Annotated in this window: 14 protein-coding genes; 4 read left to right on the top strand and 10 right to left on the bottom strand. The window is 45.8% G+C overall.

Annotation, left to right across the window (positions count from 1 at the left end):
- Positions 1 to 11 precede the first annotated feature (11 nt).
- The 5 genes from apaG to lptD form a co-directional block, all read right to left on the bottom strand.
- Complete coding sequence (apaG, locus tag FKN16_RS07445) at positions 12 to 392, bottom strand: Co2+/Mg2+ efflux protein ApaG (RefSeq protein WP_005379668.1); 381 nt, start codon at positions 390 to 392, stop codon at positions 12 to 14.
- Positions 393 to 467: 75 nt separating this feature from the next.
- A complete protein-coding gene (gene rsmA / locus FKN16_RS07440) occupies positions 468 to 1277 on the bottom strand; it encodes a 16S rRNA (adenine(1518)-N(6)/adenine(1519)-N(6))-dimethyltransferase RsmA (RefSeq protein WP_005379669.1) in 810 nt (269 codons plus the stop codon).
- Positions 1277 to 2272, bottom strand: a complete 996-nt coding sequence (pdxA, locus tag FKN16_RS07435; protein ID WP_170902399.1) for a 4-hydroxythreonine-4-phosphate dehydrogenase PdxA — start codon at positions 2270 to 2272, stop codon at positions 1277 to 1279. The genes rsmA and pdxA overlap by 1 nt, the downstream gene beginning before the upstream one ends.
- Positions 2262 to 3545 carry a peptidylprolyl isomerase SurA gene (gene surA, locus FKN16_RS07430; protein ID WP_006742728.1) on the bottom strand — a complete coding sequence of 428 codons (1284 nt, stop codon included), beginning with the start codon at positions 3543 to 3545 and terminating at the stop codon, positions 2262 to 2264. The genes pdxA and surA overlap by 11 nt, the downstream gene beginning before the upstream one ends.
- A 60-nt stretch (positions 3546 to 3605) precedes the next feature.
- A complete protein-coding gene (lptD, locus tag FKN16_RS07425; protein WP_006742729.1) occupies positions 3606 to 5951 on the bottom strand; it encodes an LPS assembly protein LptD in 2346 nt (781 codons plus the stop codon).
- A 266-nt stretch (positions 5952 to 6217) separates the two neighbouring features.
- Here lptD and djlA point away from each other — a divergent pair, with 266 nt between their 5' ends.
- Positions 6218 to 7072: a co-chaperone DjlA gene (gene djlA, locus FKN16_RS07420; protein ID WP_005383076.1), complete on the top strand. Its 855-nt coding sequence runs from the start codon at positions 6218 to 6220 to the stop codon at positions 7070 to 7072.
- A 100-nt stretch (positions 7073 to 7172) separates the two neighbouring features.
- On the opposite strand, the gene FKN16_RS07415 is transcribed toward djlA, so the two are convergent.
- The 5 genes from FKN16_RS07415 to leuA form a co-directional block, all read right to left on the bottom strand.
- Entirely contained in the window at positions 7173 to 7955 is a 783-nt protein-coding gene (locus FKN16_RS07415) for a DUF547 domain-containing protein (RefSeq protein WP_170902398.1), read from the bottom strand.
- Between the two features lie 135 nt (positions 7956 to 8090).
- Positions 8091 to 8693, bottom strand: coding sequence for a 3-isopropylmalate dehydratase small subunit (gene leuD, locus FKN16_RS07410; protein WP_170902397.1), 603 nt, complete (start codon positions 8691 to 8693; stop codon positions 8091 to 8093).
- A gap of 11 nt (positions 8694 to 8704) precedes the next feature.
- The gene (leuC, locus tag FKN16_RS07405; RefSeq protein ID WP_039841408.1) at positions 8705 to 10105 is read right to left on the bottom strand and encodes a 3-isopropylmalate dehydratase large subunit; all 1401 of its coding nucleotides are present in this window, start codon (positions 10103 to 10105) and stop codon (positions 8705 to 8707) included.
- A 110-nt stretch (positions 10106 to 10215) separates the two neighbouring features.
- Complete coding sequence (gene leuB, locus FKN16_RS07400; RefSeq protein ID WP_170902396.1) at positions 10216 to 11307, bottom strand: 3-isopropylmalate dehydrogenase; 1092 nt, start codon at positions 11305 to 11307, stop codon at positions 10216 to 10218.
- Positions 11308 to 11389: 82 nt separating this feature from the next.
- Positions 11390 to 12937, bottom strand: a complete 1548-nt coding sequence (gene leuA / locus FKN16_RS07395; RefSeq protein ID WP_006742733.1) for a 2-isopropylmalate synthase — start codon at positions 12935 to 12937, stop codon at positions 11390 to 11392.
- 514 nt (positions 12938 to 13451) lie between these two features.
- Between leuA and FKN16_RS07390 the strand changes: the two genes are divergently transcribed.
- From FKN16_RS07390 to FKN16_RS07380, 3 genes are all read left to right on the top strand, one after another.
- Positions 13452 to 14249, top strand: a complete 798-nt coding sequence (locus tag FKN16_RS07390) for an SH3 domain-containing protein (RefSeq protein WP_104974536.1) — start codon at positions 13452 to 13454, stop codon at positions 14247 to 14249.
- A 152-nt stretch (positions 14250 to 14401) separates the two neighbouring features.
- Positions 14402 to 14950: a phosphatase PAP2 family protein gene (locus tag FKN16_RS07385; RefSeq protein WP_005392260.1), complete on the top strand. Its 549-nt coding sequence runs from the start codon at positions 14402 to 14404 to the stop codon at positions 14948 to 14950.
- A 3-nt stretch (positions 14951 to 14953) separates the two neighbouring features.
- Positions 14954 to 16000 carry an MJ1255/VC2487 family glycosyltransferase gene (locus tag FKN16_RS07380; RefSeq protein ID WP_005392259.1) on the top strand — a complete coding sequence of 349 codons (1047 nt, stop codon included), beginning with the start codon at positions 14954 to 14956 and terminating at the stop codon, positions 15998 to 16000.
- Positions 16001 to 16424 lie beyond the last annotated feature (424 nt).

The following is a 16424-nucleotide window of genomic DNA, read 5'->3' as shown; positions in this document are numbered from 1 at the left end:
TCTCCAATTTACTAATTTAAAACATTTGGAACAGCAAGACGAAAGGGTTCAATTTCGGTGATGAACTCCTGTCCTTTTTCATCCAGCATTTTGTAGTGCCCTTGCATAACGCCGACAGGGGTTTCTAACGCGGTTCCGCTACTGTACGTGTATTCATCATTGCTTGGAATAAAAGGTTGTTGACCCACCACGCCATCACCTTCAACCGTCATTTGCTTGCCATTCGAGTCTGTGATTAACCAGCGACGGCTCACTAACTGCACAGTTTGTTGGCTAAGGTTTTTGATGGTGATGATATAGGCGAAAACGTAGCGTTGTAGCTCAGGATTGGACTGTTCTTCGATGTATTTGGTGTGAACTTGAATTTTGATGCAAGGTTGAATGACGTCCATGTGCACTCCTCAGAAACGTAATATCCCAATAATAATAAGCCAAACCGGCAAGGGTTTGGCTCATTGTTTGAGTTCTTAGTGCTGCGGGTTATCCGCAAGCCAGTTCGCCATCGCGACGAATTGTTCTAGCGTCAGGTTCTCTGGACGCATGCTTGGATTAACACCTAGCTCTTCTAGTACTTCTGTGCTTAACAACGATTTGTAGCAGTTACGAACTGTTTTACGACGTTGGTTAAAGCCTTCACGACAAACGCGATCCAGCAAACGCAGATCTTTCGCAGGGCATGGTAGCTCTTCGTATGGCACTAGACGAACGACAGCAGAGTCCACTTTCGGTGGTGGAACGAATGCCGTTGGCGGCACTTCCAGTACTGGTACCACTTTACAGTAGTACTGAGCCATTACCGTTAAACGGCCGTAAGCTTTGCTGCCAGGACCGGCAGCTAAGCGGTTTACCACTTCTTTTTGCAGCATAAAGTGCATGTCTTGAATGTCTTTATGGAATTCAAAAAGGTGGAACATCAATGGTGTAGAGATGTTGTACGGCAAGTTACCGAAAATGCGTAGCTTGTTGTTTGGCTTCACTAATTGAGTGAAGTCAAAACGCATAGCGTCACCCTCATGGATGGTCAACTTATCCGCCAGTTCAGGGTGAGTACGTAGGCGTTCTGCCAGATCGCGGTCTAATTCGATAACTGTGAACTTATCCACTTCACGACCTACCGGCTCAGTGATTGCACCGAGACCAGGACCGATTTCAACCAGGTTTTGACCTGGTTTTGGGTTAATCGCTGATACGATTCCATCAATAATGTATGGATCGTTCAGGAAGTTTTGACCAAAACGTTTACGCGCTTTGTGTCCTAAATGGACATCATTTCTCATTATTTCTTCTCTACCAAATCTATCGCATGCGTGAGCGCTGTTCGGAAACTCCCTGTATCCGCTTGACCTGTCCCTGCCAGGTCTAATGCAGTACCGTGATCCACCGATGTTCTAATAAAAGGTAGACCAAGAGTAATGTTTACTGAACGACCAAAGCCTTTGTATTTTAATACTGGCAACACTTGATCATGGTACATGCCTAAAACAGCATCAGCATCATTTAAATATTTTTCATTGAAAATGGTATCAGCCGGCAGAGGGCCGATCAGGTTGATACCTTTTTCTTGTCGAATTTTTTCCAGTGTCGGAGTGATGGTTTCGATCTCTTCACGACCTAAGCAGCCATCTTCGCCAGCATGAGGGTTAAGCCCGCAAACGTAGATGTTTGGTTGTGCGATAGCAAACTTTTCTACAAGGTCTTTATGAAGAATATCGATGATTTTTTCTAATCGCTCTTCGGTGACCGCTTTGGACACATACGCTAAAGGAATATGTGTTGTGACTAGCGCCACGCGTAGTCCTTCCGTTGCTAGCATCATGACGACTAGCGGCGTTTTTGACTTCTCGGCGAAAAACTCAGTATGACCACTGAATGCAACACCTGCGCGATTAATCACCCCCTTATGAACAGGGCCGGTGACAATAGCATCAAATTCATCATTCATACAGCCTAAAGCGGCTCTTTCTAGCGTTTTTAGTACATAGTGACCATTCGCTTCGTTGAGCTCGCCTGCGACCGCAGGTTCCGATATTTGGATATGATCAACGATAAGCGTGCCTGCTTTTTGTGCTTTAGGCGTTTCTTCTGGATTGTAATCAGACAGTTGGACTTCAATGCCAAGCTGCTTGGCTCTGTCCATCAGCATATTTTTATCGGCGCAGACGACAATTTGGTGCGCCCAATCTTCCTTCGATAAGGCAAGCACTAAGTCTGGGCCGATACCCGCAGGTTCCCCTGCGGTTACGACAATTCTACGAATTGTATTAGTTGTCATTGTTGTCATCCACGATTTCAACAAACGCACTTGCGCGTAGCTCTTGCATCCATGCGCCCGCTTCTTCATTAAATTTACGGTTAAATAGAATACGGTAAGCCTTATTCTTCATCGCTGAGTCAGTGCGGTCAACTTGGCGACGATCCAACACTTCAACGATATGCCAGCCGTGAACGGTTTTGAACGGTTCGCTGATTGAGCCAACAGGCAGAGTTTCTACTTGGTGTTTAAATTCTGGCACGTACAGATCTGGCGTTTGATAACCTAGCTCACCGTCTTGCGCTGCCGAGCCAGGATCTTGACTGTATTGTGTTGCCAGTTGAGCGAAAGTGGCTTCGCCAGCTTTGATGCGGCGTACAAATTCATTCAGTTGCTTCTTCGCCCCTTCGTCACTCAGAATCACCGTTGGTTTGATCAGGATATGACGCGCATTTACTTCCGTTACTGCAACCGTTTCTAAGCCTTTTACATCCTCAATTTTTAGGATGTGGAAACCGACGCCACTGCGGAATGGGCCAATGATGCTGCCTTTGTTTTGCATTTTGATCTGATCGGCAAAGATGGTTGGCATCTCTTCTTTACGCATCCAACCCCAGTCACCACCTTGTAAAGCTTTAGGACCTTTTGAGTAGGTGTAGGCCATCTCCGTAAAGTCTGCACCTTCGTTTAGCTTTTTAGCTAGCGCTTTTGCTTCTGCTTCTACAGCAGACTTTTCTTTGTCATCAGAGAAGCGCAGTTGAATGTGTCCAATTTTGTATTGAACGGTCGCATTGGTTTCTTGTGATAGTTGCTCAGCAAGGCTGTCGACTTCTGCTGGAAGGATATTAATACGGCGACGAACCAGTGCATTACGGGCTTCTGAAGCGGCGATTTCCTTACGAATTTGTTCGCGGAATTCTGGGTAACTCAAGCCTTCACTTTCTACAGAAGCGGCGAGTTGTTCTACCGATTGCTCATTATTACGTGCGATCTCCGCAATCGCTTGGTTTAAGCGGTTATCGTCAATACGCACACCGATACGGTCTGCTTCTTGGCCTTGCAACGTGTCAATAATCAGCTTTTCAACAACTTGTTCTTTTAACACGCTAGCAGAAGGTAAGCTCTTTCCGCTTTGACGTGCGTTGGCTTGCAGCGTTTTCATCGCTGTTTCGATGTCGCTTTGTAGAATTACACCGTCGTTCACGATGACCGCAACCTTATCGATCTCTACTGGTGCTGCAACCGCTCCGCAAGAGAGTAGGGTCGTGAATAAGATTGATTTCCAAATTTTCATTTAAAATTCCGTCAGTATTTTTTGAATAGGCGTCTTATTCATTTAAGACGCCTATTTCGATTAATTGTTCAGATAGAATGGGCGGCCGTACTTAATCGCGTTGTCAGAACCATCCAGTTCTTTGACTGCAGTGTCTTCACGCTGATTGGTCGCAAAGCCTTGAATACCGAAGTTAACGCTAAAGTTATTTTCGTATTCAGGTGATGCGCCAGTGCTGCCGATAGTTTGGTTTTCCCAACCAAGCAATTGGTTGGCGTAAGTCACACCAATGTACCAACAGTCAGACTGGTAACGCAGGCTCGCTAGCCATTCTAGGTCCGCATTTTCATTTAGGTCGTAGTAGTATTGACCACTTGCAGACCAGTTCGGGTTGAACTCGTAGGCCGCTACAATACCTGCTTGTGAAATGCCTTTACGAGTAATTGTGTCTAGGTTTTCGAGAATGATCGTATCTTCGATGTATTCACGCGTGACGTAACGATAGTTACCCTGAATAAAGCCACCGTTAAATTGGTACTCTAAGGTACTGTTCGCCAACTGCATGGAGCTCAAATCGATATCGTATTGAATTCCACCGTGATAGAACAAGTAATCGTTGTAGTTGAAATCAGCTTCAATCGCCCATGATGAGTAGTTGGTGGTCTCATCCGGAAGATTTGGGCTGTTGCTCAGTTTGGTCTTTTTATCGAAGTAGTAAATCTGACCAAATGAAACGTTAAGACGCTCTTTATAGTCATCATCAAAGAAGCGCGTACTTGCACCGTAGCTTAACTGGTTCGCAGAGGCGATTTTATCAATGCCACTGTACTTACGACTGCGGAATAGCCCGTAGTAGTCGGTTTGTAGCAAGGTGGTATCGTAGTTGTAGATATTGGTTTGATCTTCTTCAGGTACGTACAAGTACTGCAGCTGAGGTTCCAGTGTTTGTGTGTAGCCCTTGATCCAACTCGTGTCTCGCTCCAAGTAAAGTTGCGCATGCGTACGGAACTCGGGGATAACACGAGAAACTTCGTCATCTAACTGGTTTTGTAAGTTTACATCTGTCAGACCCGTTAAGTCTTGAGAGTAGTACGTGGAAAGCACGCGAGCTTCCGTTGTCCACGTTGCCCATGAATTTGAAAGCGGCAATGTAAGCCCTGGTTCAATATGAACACGGGTCGCATTTGGTCGCGCAGCATCGCTCGTATCGAAGCGGCTCACTTGGCTCTTCACGTCAAAGTTGAGGTAATCTCCCCACAATGGCGTGTAGTAGTTCAAGTCTAACTGAGGAAGCAGGCGATAAGGGCGGTTCTCTTCTTTCAATAAGATTTGGAAGTCACGAACGGTTAACGAGGCATCCCAGAAATCAGAACGATATTGTACTTGTCCTTCTTGAACCAGTTGACCATCTTCACGGTTACCAATATCGGAGTCGAGATCGAGGAAGTAATCAATATCACTCACTTTTGAGTAATCGACTTTGACTATCCACTGCTTATTGATAATACCGTCGTGTTTAACTTGGTAGCCCCAACGAGACTCGTCTTGATATTTGCGATCGCTATTGAGGTATTCGCCTTTGATTTCACCATTCCCCCAACCATCCGTTAGGTAGCGGAAATCAGTATCGAGTTTTGTTCCACGCTGCTGCATATAGAGCGTGGTGAGCGTCATGTCATATTGAGGCGCGATGTTCCAATAGAATGGCACCTCGACTTCCATACCATCGCTAGAACCATACGATAAAGAAGGGAAGAGGAAACCCGTTTTACGCGTATCTCCAATTGGCATGGTTAGATACGGCACATAGAAAACAGGAACGTCTAACACTTCAAATCGAGGATGGTGCAGCGTCGCCGTCTCTTCATCTTGGTCAACGTCAATACCTGATGCCACTAAACGCCATGAATTGTCGCCTTGAGGACATGATGTAATAGAACCATCTTCGAGTTCATAAACCGACTGACCTGTACGCGCGATGTATGCTGCTGTGCCTCGACCTTGTTGGCAAAGGAACTGATAATCGGTGTTCTCCAGTGAAAACGTGTCTTGGTTGATGTCATTAGTAACACGATCAGATCGAGCTTTGACTTGGCCGTCATTGAAAGTCACGTTGCCTTCGGCAACCACGACGTTGTCTTGTTGGTGCAGCGTTACGCTATCTGCGGTGATTTTCTTCTGGCCTTGGGTGACTTGTACATTACCTGAGTACTGAGCTTTGTCACCATTGATGGCTTGCAGGGTGTCAGCTTCTACCACTACTGGGGTATTAAGAGCGTCCTCCTCGCCACTGGTATCGACCAAACATTGATCTGTGGCGGGCATTTCCTGCACACTATCATGGATATTCGCTTCAGCTTGAGTGGTGGGTACAAACAAGGCGGTGCTGATAGAGGCCGCTAAACATGTGCGGGAGAAATGTTGCATTGAATTGAACTTTCCTGTGTCACTACTACTCGATGGCTATAGGGCTTGTTGTACCCTAGCGTAATAGCCAAATGAATCAACTATAGTCGCATTTATCCCAGCGTATTGATTCACTGTGGCATAATGACGACAAAATAGCTGCAAAGATAAGCAGGCGAAATGGCCTAGCCGAAATAAAACTAATTCCATTATCATAAAGGAAATCGTTGCATCCGGCACTATAAGACCGCCGTCGTCGATAAAAATTCATTGATAGAGAACACATAATGCATATTTTTGGCAAAATTCTGGGTGCCTTTTTTGGCTTGTTACTTGGCGGGCCGCTAGGTTTACTCTTTGGCTTATTTATTGGCCATCAATTCGATAAAGCACGTCGCTTGAGTCAAGCCGGGTTCTCTACTGGCGGCTTTGGAAAAGGGCCGAGCCAAGCTCAGCGCCAAGAAGAATTTTTTAAAGCGGCGTTTGCGGTAATGGGACATGTGGCAAAAGCGAAAGGCCAAGTTACCAAAGAGGAAATCCAACTTGCTTCTGCAATGATGGACCGCATGAATTTGCATGGCGAACAGCGCCGCGCTGCGCAAGATGCGTTTCGTGAAGGTAAAGACAGTGACTTTCCGTTAGAAGACGTTCTTGTTCGTGTGAAAATTTCGACAGCAGGCCGCTTTGACTTGTTGCAATTTTTCCTTGAACTACAAATCTCGGCGGCCTTTGCTGACGGCTCGATTCATCCTAGTGAACGAAATGTGTTACACAAAATAGCACGTGGTTTGGGGTTCTCTTCTGAGCAGCTAGAGCGTCGCTTGCAAATGCAAGAAGCCGCATTCCGTTTCCAAAGCCAAGGTGGTTTTCATGGTCAGCATCAAGGCCAATCTTCTGGTGGTAGCTGGCAACAAGCTTCACAAGCGGATCAACTGGCTGACGCGTACAAAATTCTGGATGTGTCTTCAGATGCCGACAGTAAAACCGTCAAGCGTGCTTATCGTAAACTGATGAACGAGCACCACCCAGACAAATTGATGGCTAAAGGTCTACCACCAGAGATGATGAACGTAGCGAAAGAAAAATCTCAAGAGATTCAAAACGCTTACGATCTGATTAAAAAGGTCAAAGGCTTTAAGTGATTTTGTCAAAATCTAGAAAGTAAAAAGGGCACTTGGTGCCCTTTTTAGCTTTTGGGTTACGGGTGACCAAAAGCGTTGCAAGCTGAACGGTGACGATAAATTAGTCAGCTTGATTCAAACTCCAATCGTATTCGTACTTCACTTTACCAGAGAAGTTTTTGTACTGTGGCGCGTACTTTGCGATGTGGTTGAAGACTTGTTTTTCTCCACCAAAGTCCGCTGAAAACCAATCATAAATGGAAGACAGCTGTGCCGTGTTTCCTTGGATAGATACGCCTTTGTTGCTGTTGATAAACGCTTTGGCAGCACTTTCAAGTAAGGCTTCAGTTTTTTCGGCAGTGAATGCTTGAGCTTGTAGGTTAGGGCATCCCAAACTTGCACAATTTACGGCGTAATGCGTTCTTGGATCATTCCAAATTGGACGCAAAATTCGATGTTCAATATCGTTTAAAGTCAGATCCTTGCCGTTGACCACGACCACATCATCTCCCCAAGGACCAAAACTAAATAAGCCACCCAGCTTGGTGATGGATTCGACTGGATAGTTATCCAAAATAAGATCTACCGTGATGGCGTTGTAAAGGTTTACCCAATAGGCATATTGCTCCGCTTGGCTGTATTGTAGAGGGTCTAGTCTTGCCAAACGCTGGATGTATTGTTTCAGCTTAGTTTTATCGACAGAGGTAACTTGGCTATAACGAAACAAGGTACTCTCGCCTTGTTCAACTAAATAAGTATCGAGCAGTTGTTGCCATTCCTGGTGGGAAATGTGTGTTTGGTTGGCCTGATTCGACTGTTGCCAATACGGCCATAAATCAGATTTAGGAGCAGCGAACGCCGAGAAAGAAACTAGAGCACACAATAGCAATAACAGACGCTTCATAGAGATACCTTTGGGTTAAAACCTTATTGATAGTGTAGACCTGCATAAGGCGAAGTTTCTTTCTTGAGGCAATGAAAATAAAAGAAAAAAGGCTGACATAAGCCAACCTTTTGTTTGTTTAAATTGCGATTTTAATTAGCTTAAGAAGCTTGGGATATTCGCTTCGTACTCAGCAATCTTATATTCGTGCTGAAGGGTTAGGCCAATGTTGTCCAAACCGTTTAGTAAGCAGTGACGACGGAACGAATCGATTTCAAAACCATACTCTTTGCCGTTGGCACGAACCACATTCGCTTCTAAATCGACTTCGACTTCTGCGCCTTCATTTGCCTCAACAAACTGGAAGATCTCATCCACTTCTTGCTCAGTCAAACGAACTGGCACCATTTGGTTGTTGATCGAGTTGCCGTAAAAAATATCGGCAAAGCTAGGTGCGATCATCGCTTTTATGCCGTAATCCGCTAGCGCCCACGGTGCGTGTTCGCGAGATGAGCCACAACCGAAGTTCTCACGTGCCAGCAAGATGGAAGCGCCCTGGTAGCGTGGGGCGTTCATCACGAACTCTGGGTTCGGTTGTTCGCCAGCATCATCTAGGAAGCGCCAGTCATGGAACAAGTGTTTACCAAAGCCTAGGCGAGATACCTTTTGTAGGAACTGTTTTGGAATGATGGCATCAGTATCAACGTTCGCTGCATCTAGAGGAACAACTAAGCCTGTATGTTGTTTAAAGCCTGACATTTGTTTGCTCCTTAGTCTAGTTCACGAATATCTACAAAGTGACCAGCAATTGCTGCTGCCGCTGCCATCGCAGGGCTCACTAGGTGGGTACGGCCATCACGACCTTGGCGGCCTTCAAAGTTACGGTTTGAAGTAGACGCACAACGTTCATGTGGACCCAAACGGTCGTTGTTCATTGCTAGACACATCGAGCAACCTGGTAGGCGCCACTCAAAGCCCGCTTCTTTAAAGATGACATCTAGGCCCTCTGCTTCCGCCTGCGCTTTTACTTGCTCAGAGCCAGGAACGATGAGCGCCTGAACGTGAGACGCGACTTTGCGACCTTTCGCTACTTCAGCGGCTGCACGCATGTCTTCGATACGTGAGTTAGTACAAGAACCAACGAAGACTTTATCGACGTTGTAATCAGACAATGATTTGCCCGCTTCTAGGCCCATGTAAGCCAATGCTTTTTCTGCCGATGCTTTCTCTACTGGGTCGGCAAAACTTTCTGGTGCTGGGATCGGTTGGTCTACCGCGATCACTTGGCCTGGGTTAGTACCCCAAGTGACTTGCGGTTTAATGTCTGCTGCGTTTAGGGTTACGACAGCATCAAACTGGGCATCATCGTCAGTTTTTAATGTCTTCCAATATTCTACAGCGGCATCAAAATCCGCACCTTGAGGTGAGAACTTACGGCCTTTGATGTATTCGAATGTGGTTTCATCTGGCGCAATCAAACCGGCTTTTGCACCTAACTCAATCGCCATATTACATACGGTCATGCGACCTTCCATTGAAAGGTCAGTGATCGCTTCACCACAGAATTCAACTACGTAGCCTGTACCGCCTGCTGCTGTCGTTTCACCGATGATTGCTAGCACAATGTCTTTCGCCGTAATGCCCGGAGCCACTTTGCCTTTCACTTCGATCTTCATCGTTTTAGCACGCGCTTGTTTTAGCGTTTGAGTTGCTAATACGTGCTCAACTTCAGAGGTACCAATACCAAATGCTAGCGAGCCAAATGCACCGTGTGTAGCAGTGTGCGAGTCACCACAAACAATCGTCATGCCCGGTAGGGTAATACCAAGCTCTGGGCCCATAACGTGCACAATACCTTGGTATTTATGGTTGATGTCGTAAAGCGTAACGCCAAACTCTTCACAGTTTTTCGATAGCGTTTCCATCTGGATACGTGCCATCTCACCGGATGCGTTGATATCTTTGGTGGTTGTCGAAACGTTGTGGTCCATGGTGGCAAAAGTTTTGCTGACCTGACGCACTTTGCGACCTTTTTCACGCAAGCCATCAAAAGCCTGCGGAGAGGTCACTTCATGTACCAAGTGACGGTCGATGTACAAGATAGGGTTTTCCCCTTCTGCTGCGACGGCAACGTGTGCGTCGTAGACTTTTTCGTATAGTGTTTTGCCCATTGTTTGCTTCCTTTCCTCGTTATCCTTGTTGCTTTGTTTTAGCACCAATGACTTAGAGGTAAGTCATTGGTGGATAGAGGATTTGGTATTTATTATGAATCTGTTCTGTATTACGAGTTTAAGATGTACTCAGCGATCTTATCGCCCATCTCTGATGTTGTAAGTGCCGGGTTGTTGCCTGCAAGGTCGCCTGTTAGCTCGCCAGCTGAAAGTGCTTTCGACACCGCTGCTTCGATGTCTTGTGCTGCGGCTTCTTCGCCAAGGCTATAACGTAACATCAGTGCCGCAGATAGGATTTGCGCCACTGGGTTGGCGATGTTCTTACCTGCGATATCTGGTGCGCTGCCGCCTGCTGGCTCGTACAGACCGAACTTACTTTCGTTAAGGCTTGCTGAAGGCAGCATACCCATTGAGCCAGTGATCATCGCGCACTCATCAGAAATGATGTCGCCGAAGATGTTCGAACACAGCATTACGTCGAACTGTGCTGGGTCTTTGATAAGCTGCATGGTTGCGTTATCAATGTACATGTGTGACAGCTCAACATCTGGGTAGTCTTTTGCGATTTCTTCGACCACTTCACGCCATAGGATTGAGCTTTGTAGAACGTTCGCTTTGTCGATAGAGCATACTTTCTTACGGCGTAGACGAGCAGACTCAAAAGCGATTTTTGCAATACGTTCGATTTCGTAACGGTGGTACACCTCAGTGTCGAACGCTTTCTCTGTTGGACCTTCACCTTCACGACCTTTTGGTTGGCCGAAGTAGATGCCGCCCGTCAGCTCACGGACTACAACGATGTCAAAACCGCGACCTGAGATGTCTGCACGTAGTGGTGAGAAAGCTTCAAGACCTGAGTGGATTTGCGCTGGGCGTAGGTTACAAAATAGTTGGAAGTGTTTACGTAGCGGCAGTAGGGCACCGCGCTCAGGTTGGTCGTTTGGTGGTAAGTGCTCCCACTTAGGACCGCCAACTGAACCAAATAGGACTGCATCAGACTCTTCACACGCTTTCACGGTGCTTTCTGGAAGTGGACAGCCGTGATTATCAATCGCGATGCCGCCTACATCATGCTCGTCACGCTCAAACGCAATACCATGCTTCTTTTCGATAGCATCCAATACTTTGTGTGCTTGCGCCATTACTTCCGGGCCGATGCCGTCACCGGGTAGGACGGCAATTTTGTATGATTTGTCTGTCATGTTAATCCTTTAAGTTTTCTAATTTTGAGCTTAATTATTTCAACGAGCGTGTTCTTTCCTGAGCCATGCAGCCCAGTTGTTATTACACAGTCGCAATCTTTTTCTGCTTCATTTCTTCGATTTTGTCTGCACGGTGGATGCTATTAATAACGTGCAATAGTGCTTGACCGGAAGCTTCAACGATATCGGTAGAAACGCCCGTGCCGTGGTATTTACGACCTTTGTAGTTGGCAATGATGTCAGCTTGACCCAAACCATCTTCACCTTCGCCTTTCGCGGTTAGGTCGAATTTATCCAGTACGATGTCGTAGCCTGTCACGCGGTAGATACATTGGTATAGCGCATCAACTGGGCCATTACCGACTGCCGCTTCACACATTTCTTCATCGCCACATTGCATTTTGATGCTGGTGGTGGCCATTACGCTGCCCGATTGCACGCTTAGGTAGTTCAGTTTGTAGAAGTCATCTTCTTCACGCAGGTTCGAGAAGTGCATTAGGGCTTCTAGATCGTAATCGAACACTTGGCCTTTGCGGTCGGCAAGTTTCAAGAAGTCCGCGTATAGAGCGTCTAGGTTGTACTCGTCCTCGTTGTATCCCATGGTGTCCATATGGCTCTTCACGGCTGCGCGACCACTACGGCTGGTTAAGTTTAGTGCTTGGTTTTTAAGGCCAATCGACTCAGGGGTCATGATTTCGTAGGTATTCTTATTCTTTAACATGCCATCCTGGTGGATACCTGAAGAGTGGCTAAAGGCATTCGCGCCCACAATCGCTTTGTTGCTCTGAATTGGCATGTTGCATAACTGGCTCACCAATTTACTGGTGCGGTGAATTTCATCATGTTTAATGCCAGTGTGAACGCCCAAGAACTCTTGACGCGTCTTGATGATCATTGCGATCTCTTCAAGTGAACAGTTTCCCGCTCGCTCACCAATGCCATTGATGGTGCCTTCTATCTGACGCGCGCCGGCTTGAACGGCGGCAATAGAGTTGGCAACTGACATCCCCAAGTCGTCGTGACAGTGAACGGAGATGATCGCTTTATCAATGTTTGGAACGCGGTTGAAAAGGGTTTGAATAATGCCACCAAACTCGCTTGGTACTGTGTAGCCAACGGTATCTGGAATGTTGATTGTGCTCGCACCTGCATTGATGGCAGCTTCTACCATGCGACATAGGTTGTCGATAGGAGTACGCCCTGCATCTTCACAAGAAAACTCGACATCATCGGTGTAGTTACGCGCATGTTTAACGGCGTTGACCGCCATTTCAAGTACATCGTCGTAGCTGCGGCGTAGTTTGTCTTCTACGTGAATGGTGGAAGTGGCTAAAAACGTGTGAATACGGAATTGGTCGGCCACTTTTAATGCTTCAGCGGCGGCATCAATATCTTTCGCAACGGCACGCGAAAGGGCACAAACTCGACTGTTTTTGATGTTTTTTGCAATGGTTTGTACCGACTCGAAATCACCAGGTGAAGAGATTGGGAAGCCAGCTTCGATAACATCAACGCCGAGTCTTTCCAGCGCATAGGCAATTTGCAGTTTTTCTTTAACCGTCAAGCTTGCTGACAACGCTTGCTCGCCATCACGCAATGTGGTGTCGAATATAATGACCTGATCGTTCATGTTTGCTTCCTTCCTGATTTCTGCACTTTACGTGCAAGTTAATCGTTTACTTCCAGTATTTAGATATAAAAAAACCCGCATTCTCATGCGGGTTCTTAGAAATTGGTGTGGTTATTTTTCTTCCACAGCCTACCCGCGCGAACTGGTCACGATCAGGAGGAGGCTAAGCAGAATAGAAAAATGAGCTGACATAGTTGTTAAGCTTTCCACATAATTAAGTTAACAAATTAGTACCGCACTCCATGGAGCGCGTCAACCCTAAAGTCGATTTTTTATTCATATCGGATGAGTCTTTTCATTTGCTCGAGAAAAATGATGCGCTAAGTGAAACAGCATGGTGCGATAGAAACGTGCTAGAAGAGGCAAGTTCTCATCAAGTTTGCGACGTTTCATTACCAAAACAAACATTGGGATTGCGACTTGTCACACAAAGGCCCGAATTGTTTGGCAAAAGTTTTGAATGACCATTTATAGTAGTGCAGTTGCACTAGGTAAAAAGAAGGGTTAAGGAATAATGAGGTTAGCAAAACAATTTGGACGTTCAGCCGCAGTATTTACTCTGGTCAGCTTATCGGGTTGTCAGCTGTTTCAAGCTCAAACCTATATGGCAGAGATTTCCCCTGTTGCTATTAATGATCACTCTCAGAGTGTCATGGTGATTAATGATCAAATGGATCGATTCTTGAGCTACGAGGGACGTGAATCGTTTTTGAATCAAATGCTCGTTGCTCTTGAGTCGGACAGTCGAGATAAATTTAAAGGCAAAGATCCGGAAACCTATTCATGGTGGAAGATCCGAGTGCAACCTAGTGAGAAACAACAAGCGGAAGTCTTCCGACCAACAGCTGATGGTGTGGATACCTCAAACCCCGTTGAGTTTATGGATGTCTCCTATCGCTCTAAGACCACATTAAACCTGCGATCCAAGCCGAGCCTAGAAGGAGAAAAGCTTGGCGTGTTATCGAAAGGGGAAGTTTTTAATGTGTTGGCAAAAGTGGTGGATCAACCTTGGTTTCTCGTTGAACAGAAAGGCGTGATAAAAGGTTACGTCCATAAGGATTATGCGCGCAGCAATGTGGTAAATCGTGACATTCTATCGACACAGCCTAATCCTCTTTTAGAGTCTGCTTCGAGCACAACTGAGCAAACGGGTATAGAGCATGAACTGTCAGGAAATTACACTTGCCGCTCCCTTAGCTACGAGCTGACAAAAGATGGCGACATGACGATGGGCTCTTTGCGCGCCTGTCGTAAGAAGAGAAAAGTCTGGTACATCGATACGCCTCAACCGCAGCAAGCAAACCCTTCTTAATCGTTCTCTCCTGCGATTGTGCTCAATAGATAGATTATTGGGCACACTCTAATTTGGCATTTGTCATTAATTGTCCAAACTCCCGTCATGCAGTTGTCACCTAAACCTCCTACTTTTCACACAACGGCGTTGTCAAAGTAAGGAAAGGCCACATGCGAACCATAGAGACAATTACACAGCCAATTGCAACCATTGCTAAGTTTGATTTAGCGCTCTCTAGTGTTTGTCTTAAGCACCGTTTTAATCAGCAAGTTGCCAACATCAGTAAAGGAGTCTCCCACAGTGGTGACGGACATCTTTACTTGGTGTTGGGTTTATTAGCTTGGTATTTAGATAAGGAGCAAGGAGTCTGGTTTTTACTGGCGGGTTTACTTGCTTTTGCAATCGAGTTGCCAATTTATTGGACGCTGAAAAACAGTTTTAAGCGTCGTCGCCCTGAAGAACTCAGTGCACTCCTTCCTGCTTTTATTACCCCATCAGATCGCTATAGCCTTCCTTCAGGACATACCGCCGCAGCGTTCGTGATGGCGACGTTGATTGAGCACTTCTATCCGAGTTTAGGTATTGCTGCATTCTTTTGGGCAAGTTTAATCGGAACTGCGCGAATCTTATTGGGGGTGCACTTTTTTACCGATGTCATCATTGGTGCACTGCTAGGTAGCCTTTGTGGTGGGTTAGCGATTGCGATGTTGGGAGGCTAATTGATGAAAATCTTATACGGTGTTCAAGGTACAGGAAACGGACATATTGCGCGTGCGAGGGCGATGAGTCATGCGTTTAAAGAGCACGATGTTGAGGTCGATTTTTTGTTTTCTGGACGAGCGCCTGAAAAGTACTTTTCAATGGAAGCGTTTGGCGATTATCAGACTCGCCGAGGCTTCACCTTTATCACTGAAAAAGGTTCAGTGAACTATGCGAAAACAGCATTGAGTAACAATTTAGTGCAATTTTGCAAAGAAGTTAAACAGCTTGATTTGTCGTCCTATGATCTCGTGCTCAATGATTTCGAGCCTGTTACGGCATGGGCGGCAAAACAACAAAATAAGCCGTCGATTGGTATCAGTCATCAAAATGCTTTCCGTTATCCAGTGCCGTTAAAGGGAGCGAGTTGGTTAGACAAATCCGTCATTGAATACTTTGCGCCTTCTCAACACCACCTTGGTTTGCATTGGCATCATTTTGATCAACCTTTGTTGCCGCCAATTGTACATACCGTCGATAGCCAAGCAGAAAATGATGATTTTGTTTTGGTGTATCTACCGTTCGAATCCATTGAAGACATCTCGGATTTACTGTTCCATTTTAACCAGCAAGCGTTCATCTGTTATCACCCCGATGTGATCGAATGTGAGCAAGTGGAAAACATAGAATTACGCCCTTTATGCCACAGCAACTTTCAGCATCATTTGCATCGCTGTAGTGGTGTCATTGCCAATGGTGGATTTGAGCTCCCTTCGGAAGCTCTGTCTCTAGGGAAAAAATTATTGCTTAAGCCACTCGCAGGTCAGTTTGAGCAACAAAGCAATGTCGCGACCTTAGAAGACTTAGGACTTGCGATGTCGATGGAGAGCTTAGATATTTCTGCAGTACGTCAGTGGCTAAAGGAGCAGCAAGCCGAAAGTGTGAAATATCCAGACGTTGCTCAGGCCATTGTCCATTGGGTATTGCAAGGCGCGTGGGATTCACAAGCGGAGTTATCCAAACAGTTGTGGGAGCAAGTTGATTTCCCAAGTTACGTGTCGAACATTTAAGTACGTTGTTCTAAGTACATTGTTCCTTCCTATTTTTGACACGATTTTGTTGCAGCCTTTCAATCTAGAAGGCTGCATTTTTATTCCCTCTCTTTCATTTCTATTCAATGTGTATTTGCTGATAATTTGACTGATAAGTGCAAATTTCATGCAGAGATATAGTCGTCATCTGTTGGTTTGCTCTCAACTAATAGCTGAGGTAAATGCATGCGTGTGGTGACCATCCGTCTCATCAATTTGCTAAATACTTCCTCAAAGAATGCGCTTTTACGTGTTTTATAGTTTTTTATGTTTTTATTAAGTAATTGTTATTTAAAGGATAAATACCTAATCAGCTAAAATTTACTGATTAAATATCAATCTAGTTGCGAAACCGCAATCGATTAGTTGATAGTACAGTTCGAGCCGGAAGTATCCGGACGGC

Source organism: Vibrio sp. 11-4(1) (assembly GCF_013048625.1).
Lineage (GTDB): Bacteria > Pseudomonadota > Gammaproteobacteria > Enterobacterales > Vibrionaceae > Vibrio > Vibrio diabolicus.
Note: the sequence above shows the minus strand (reverse complement) of the source record. Positions and strands in the feature narration are given on the sequence as shown.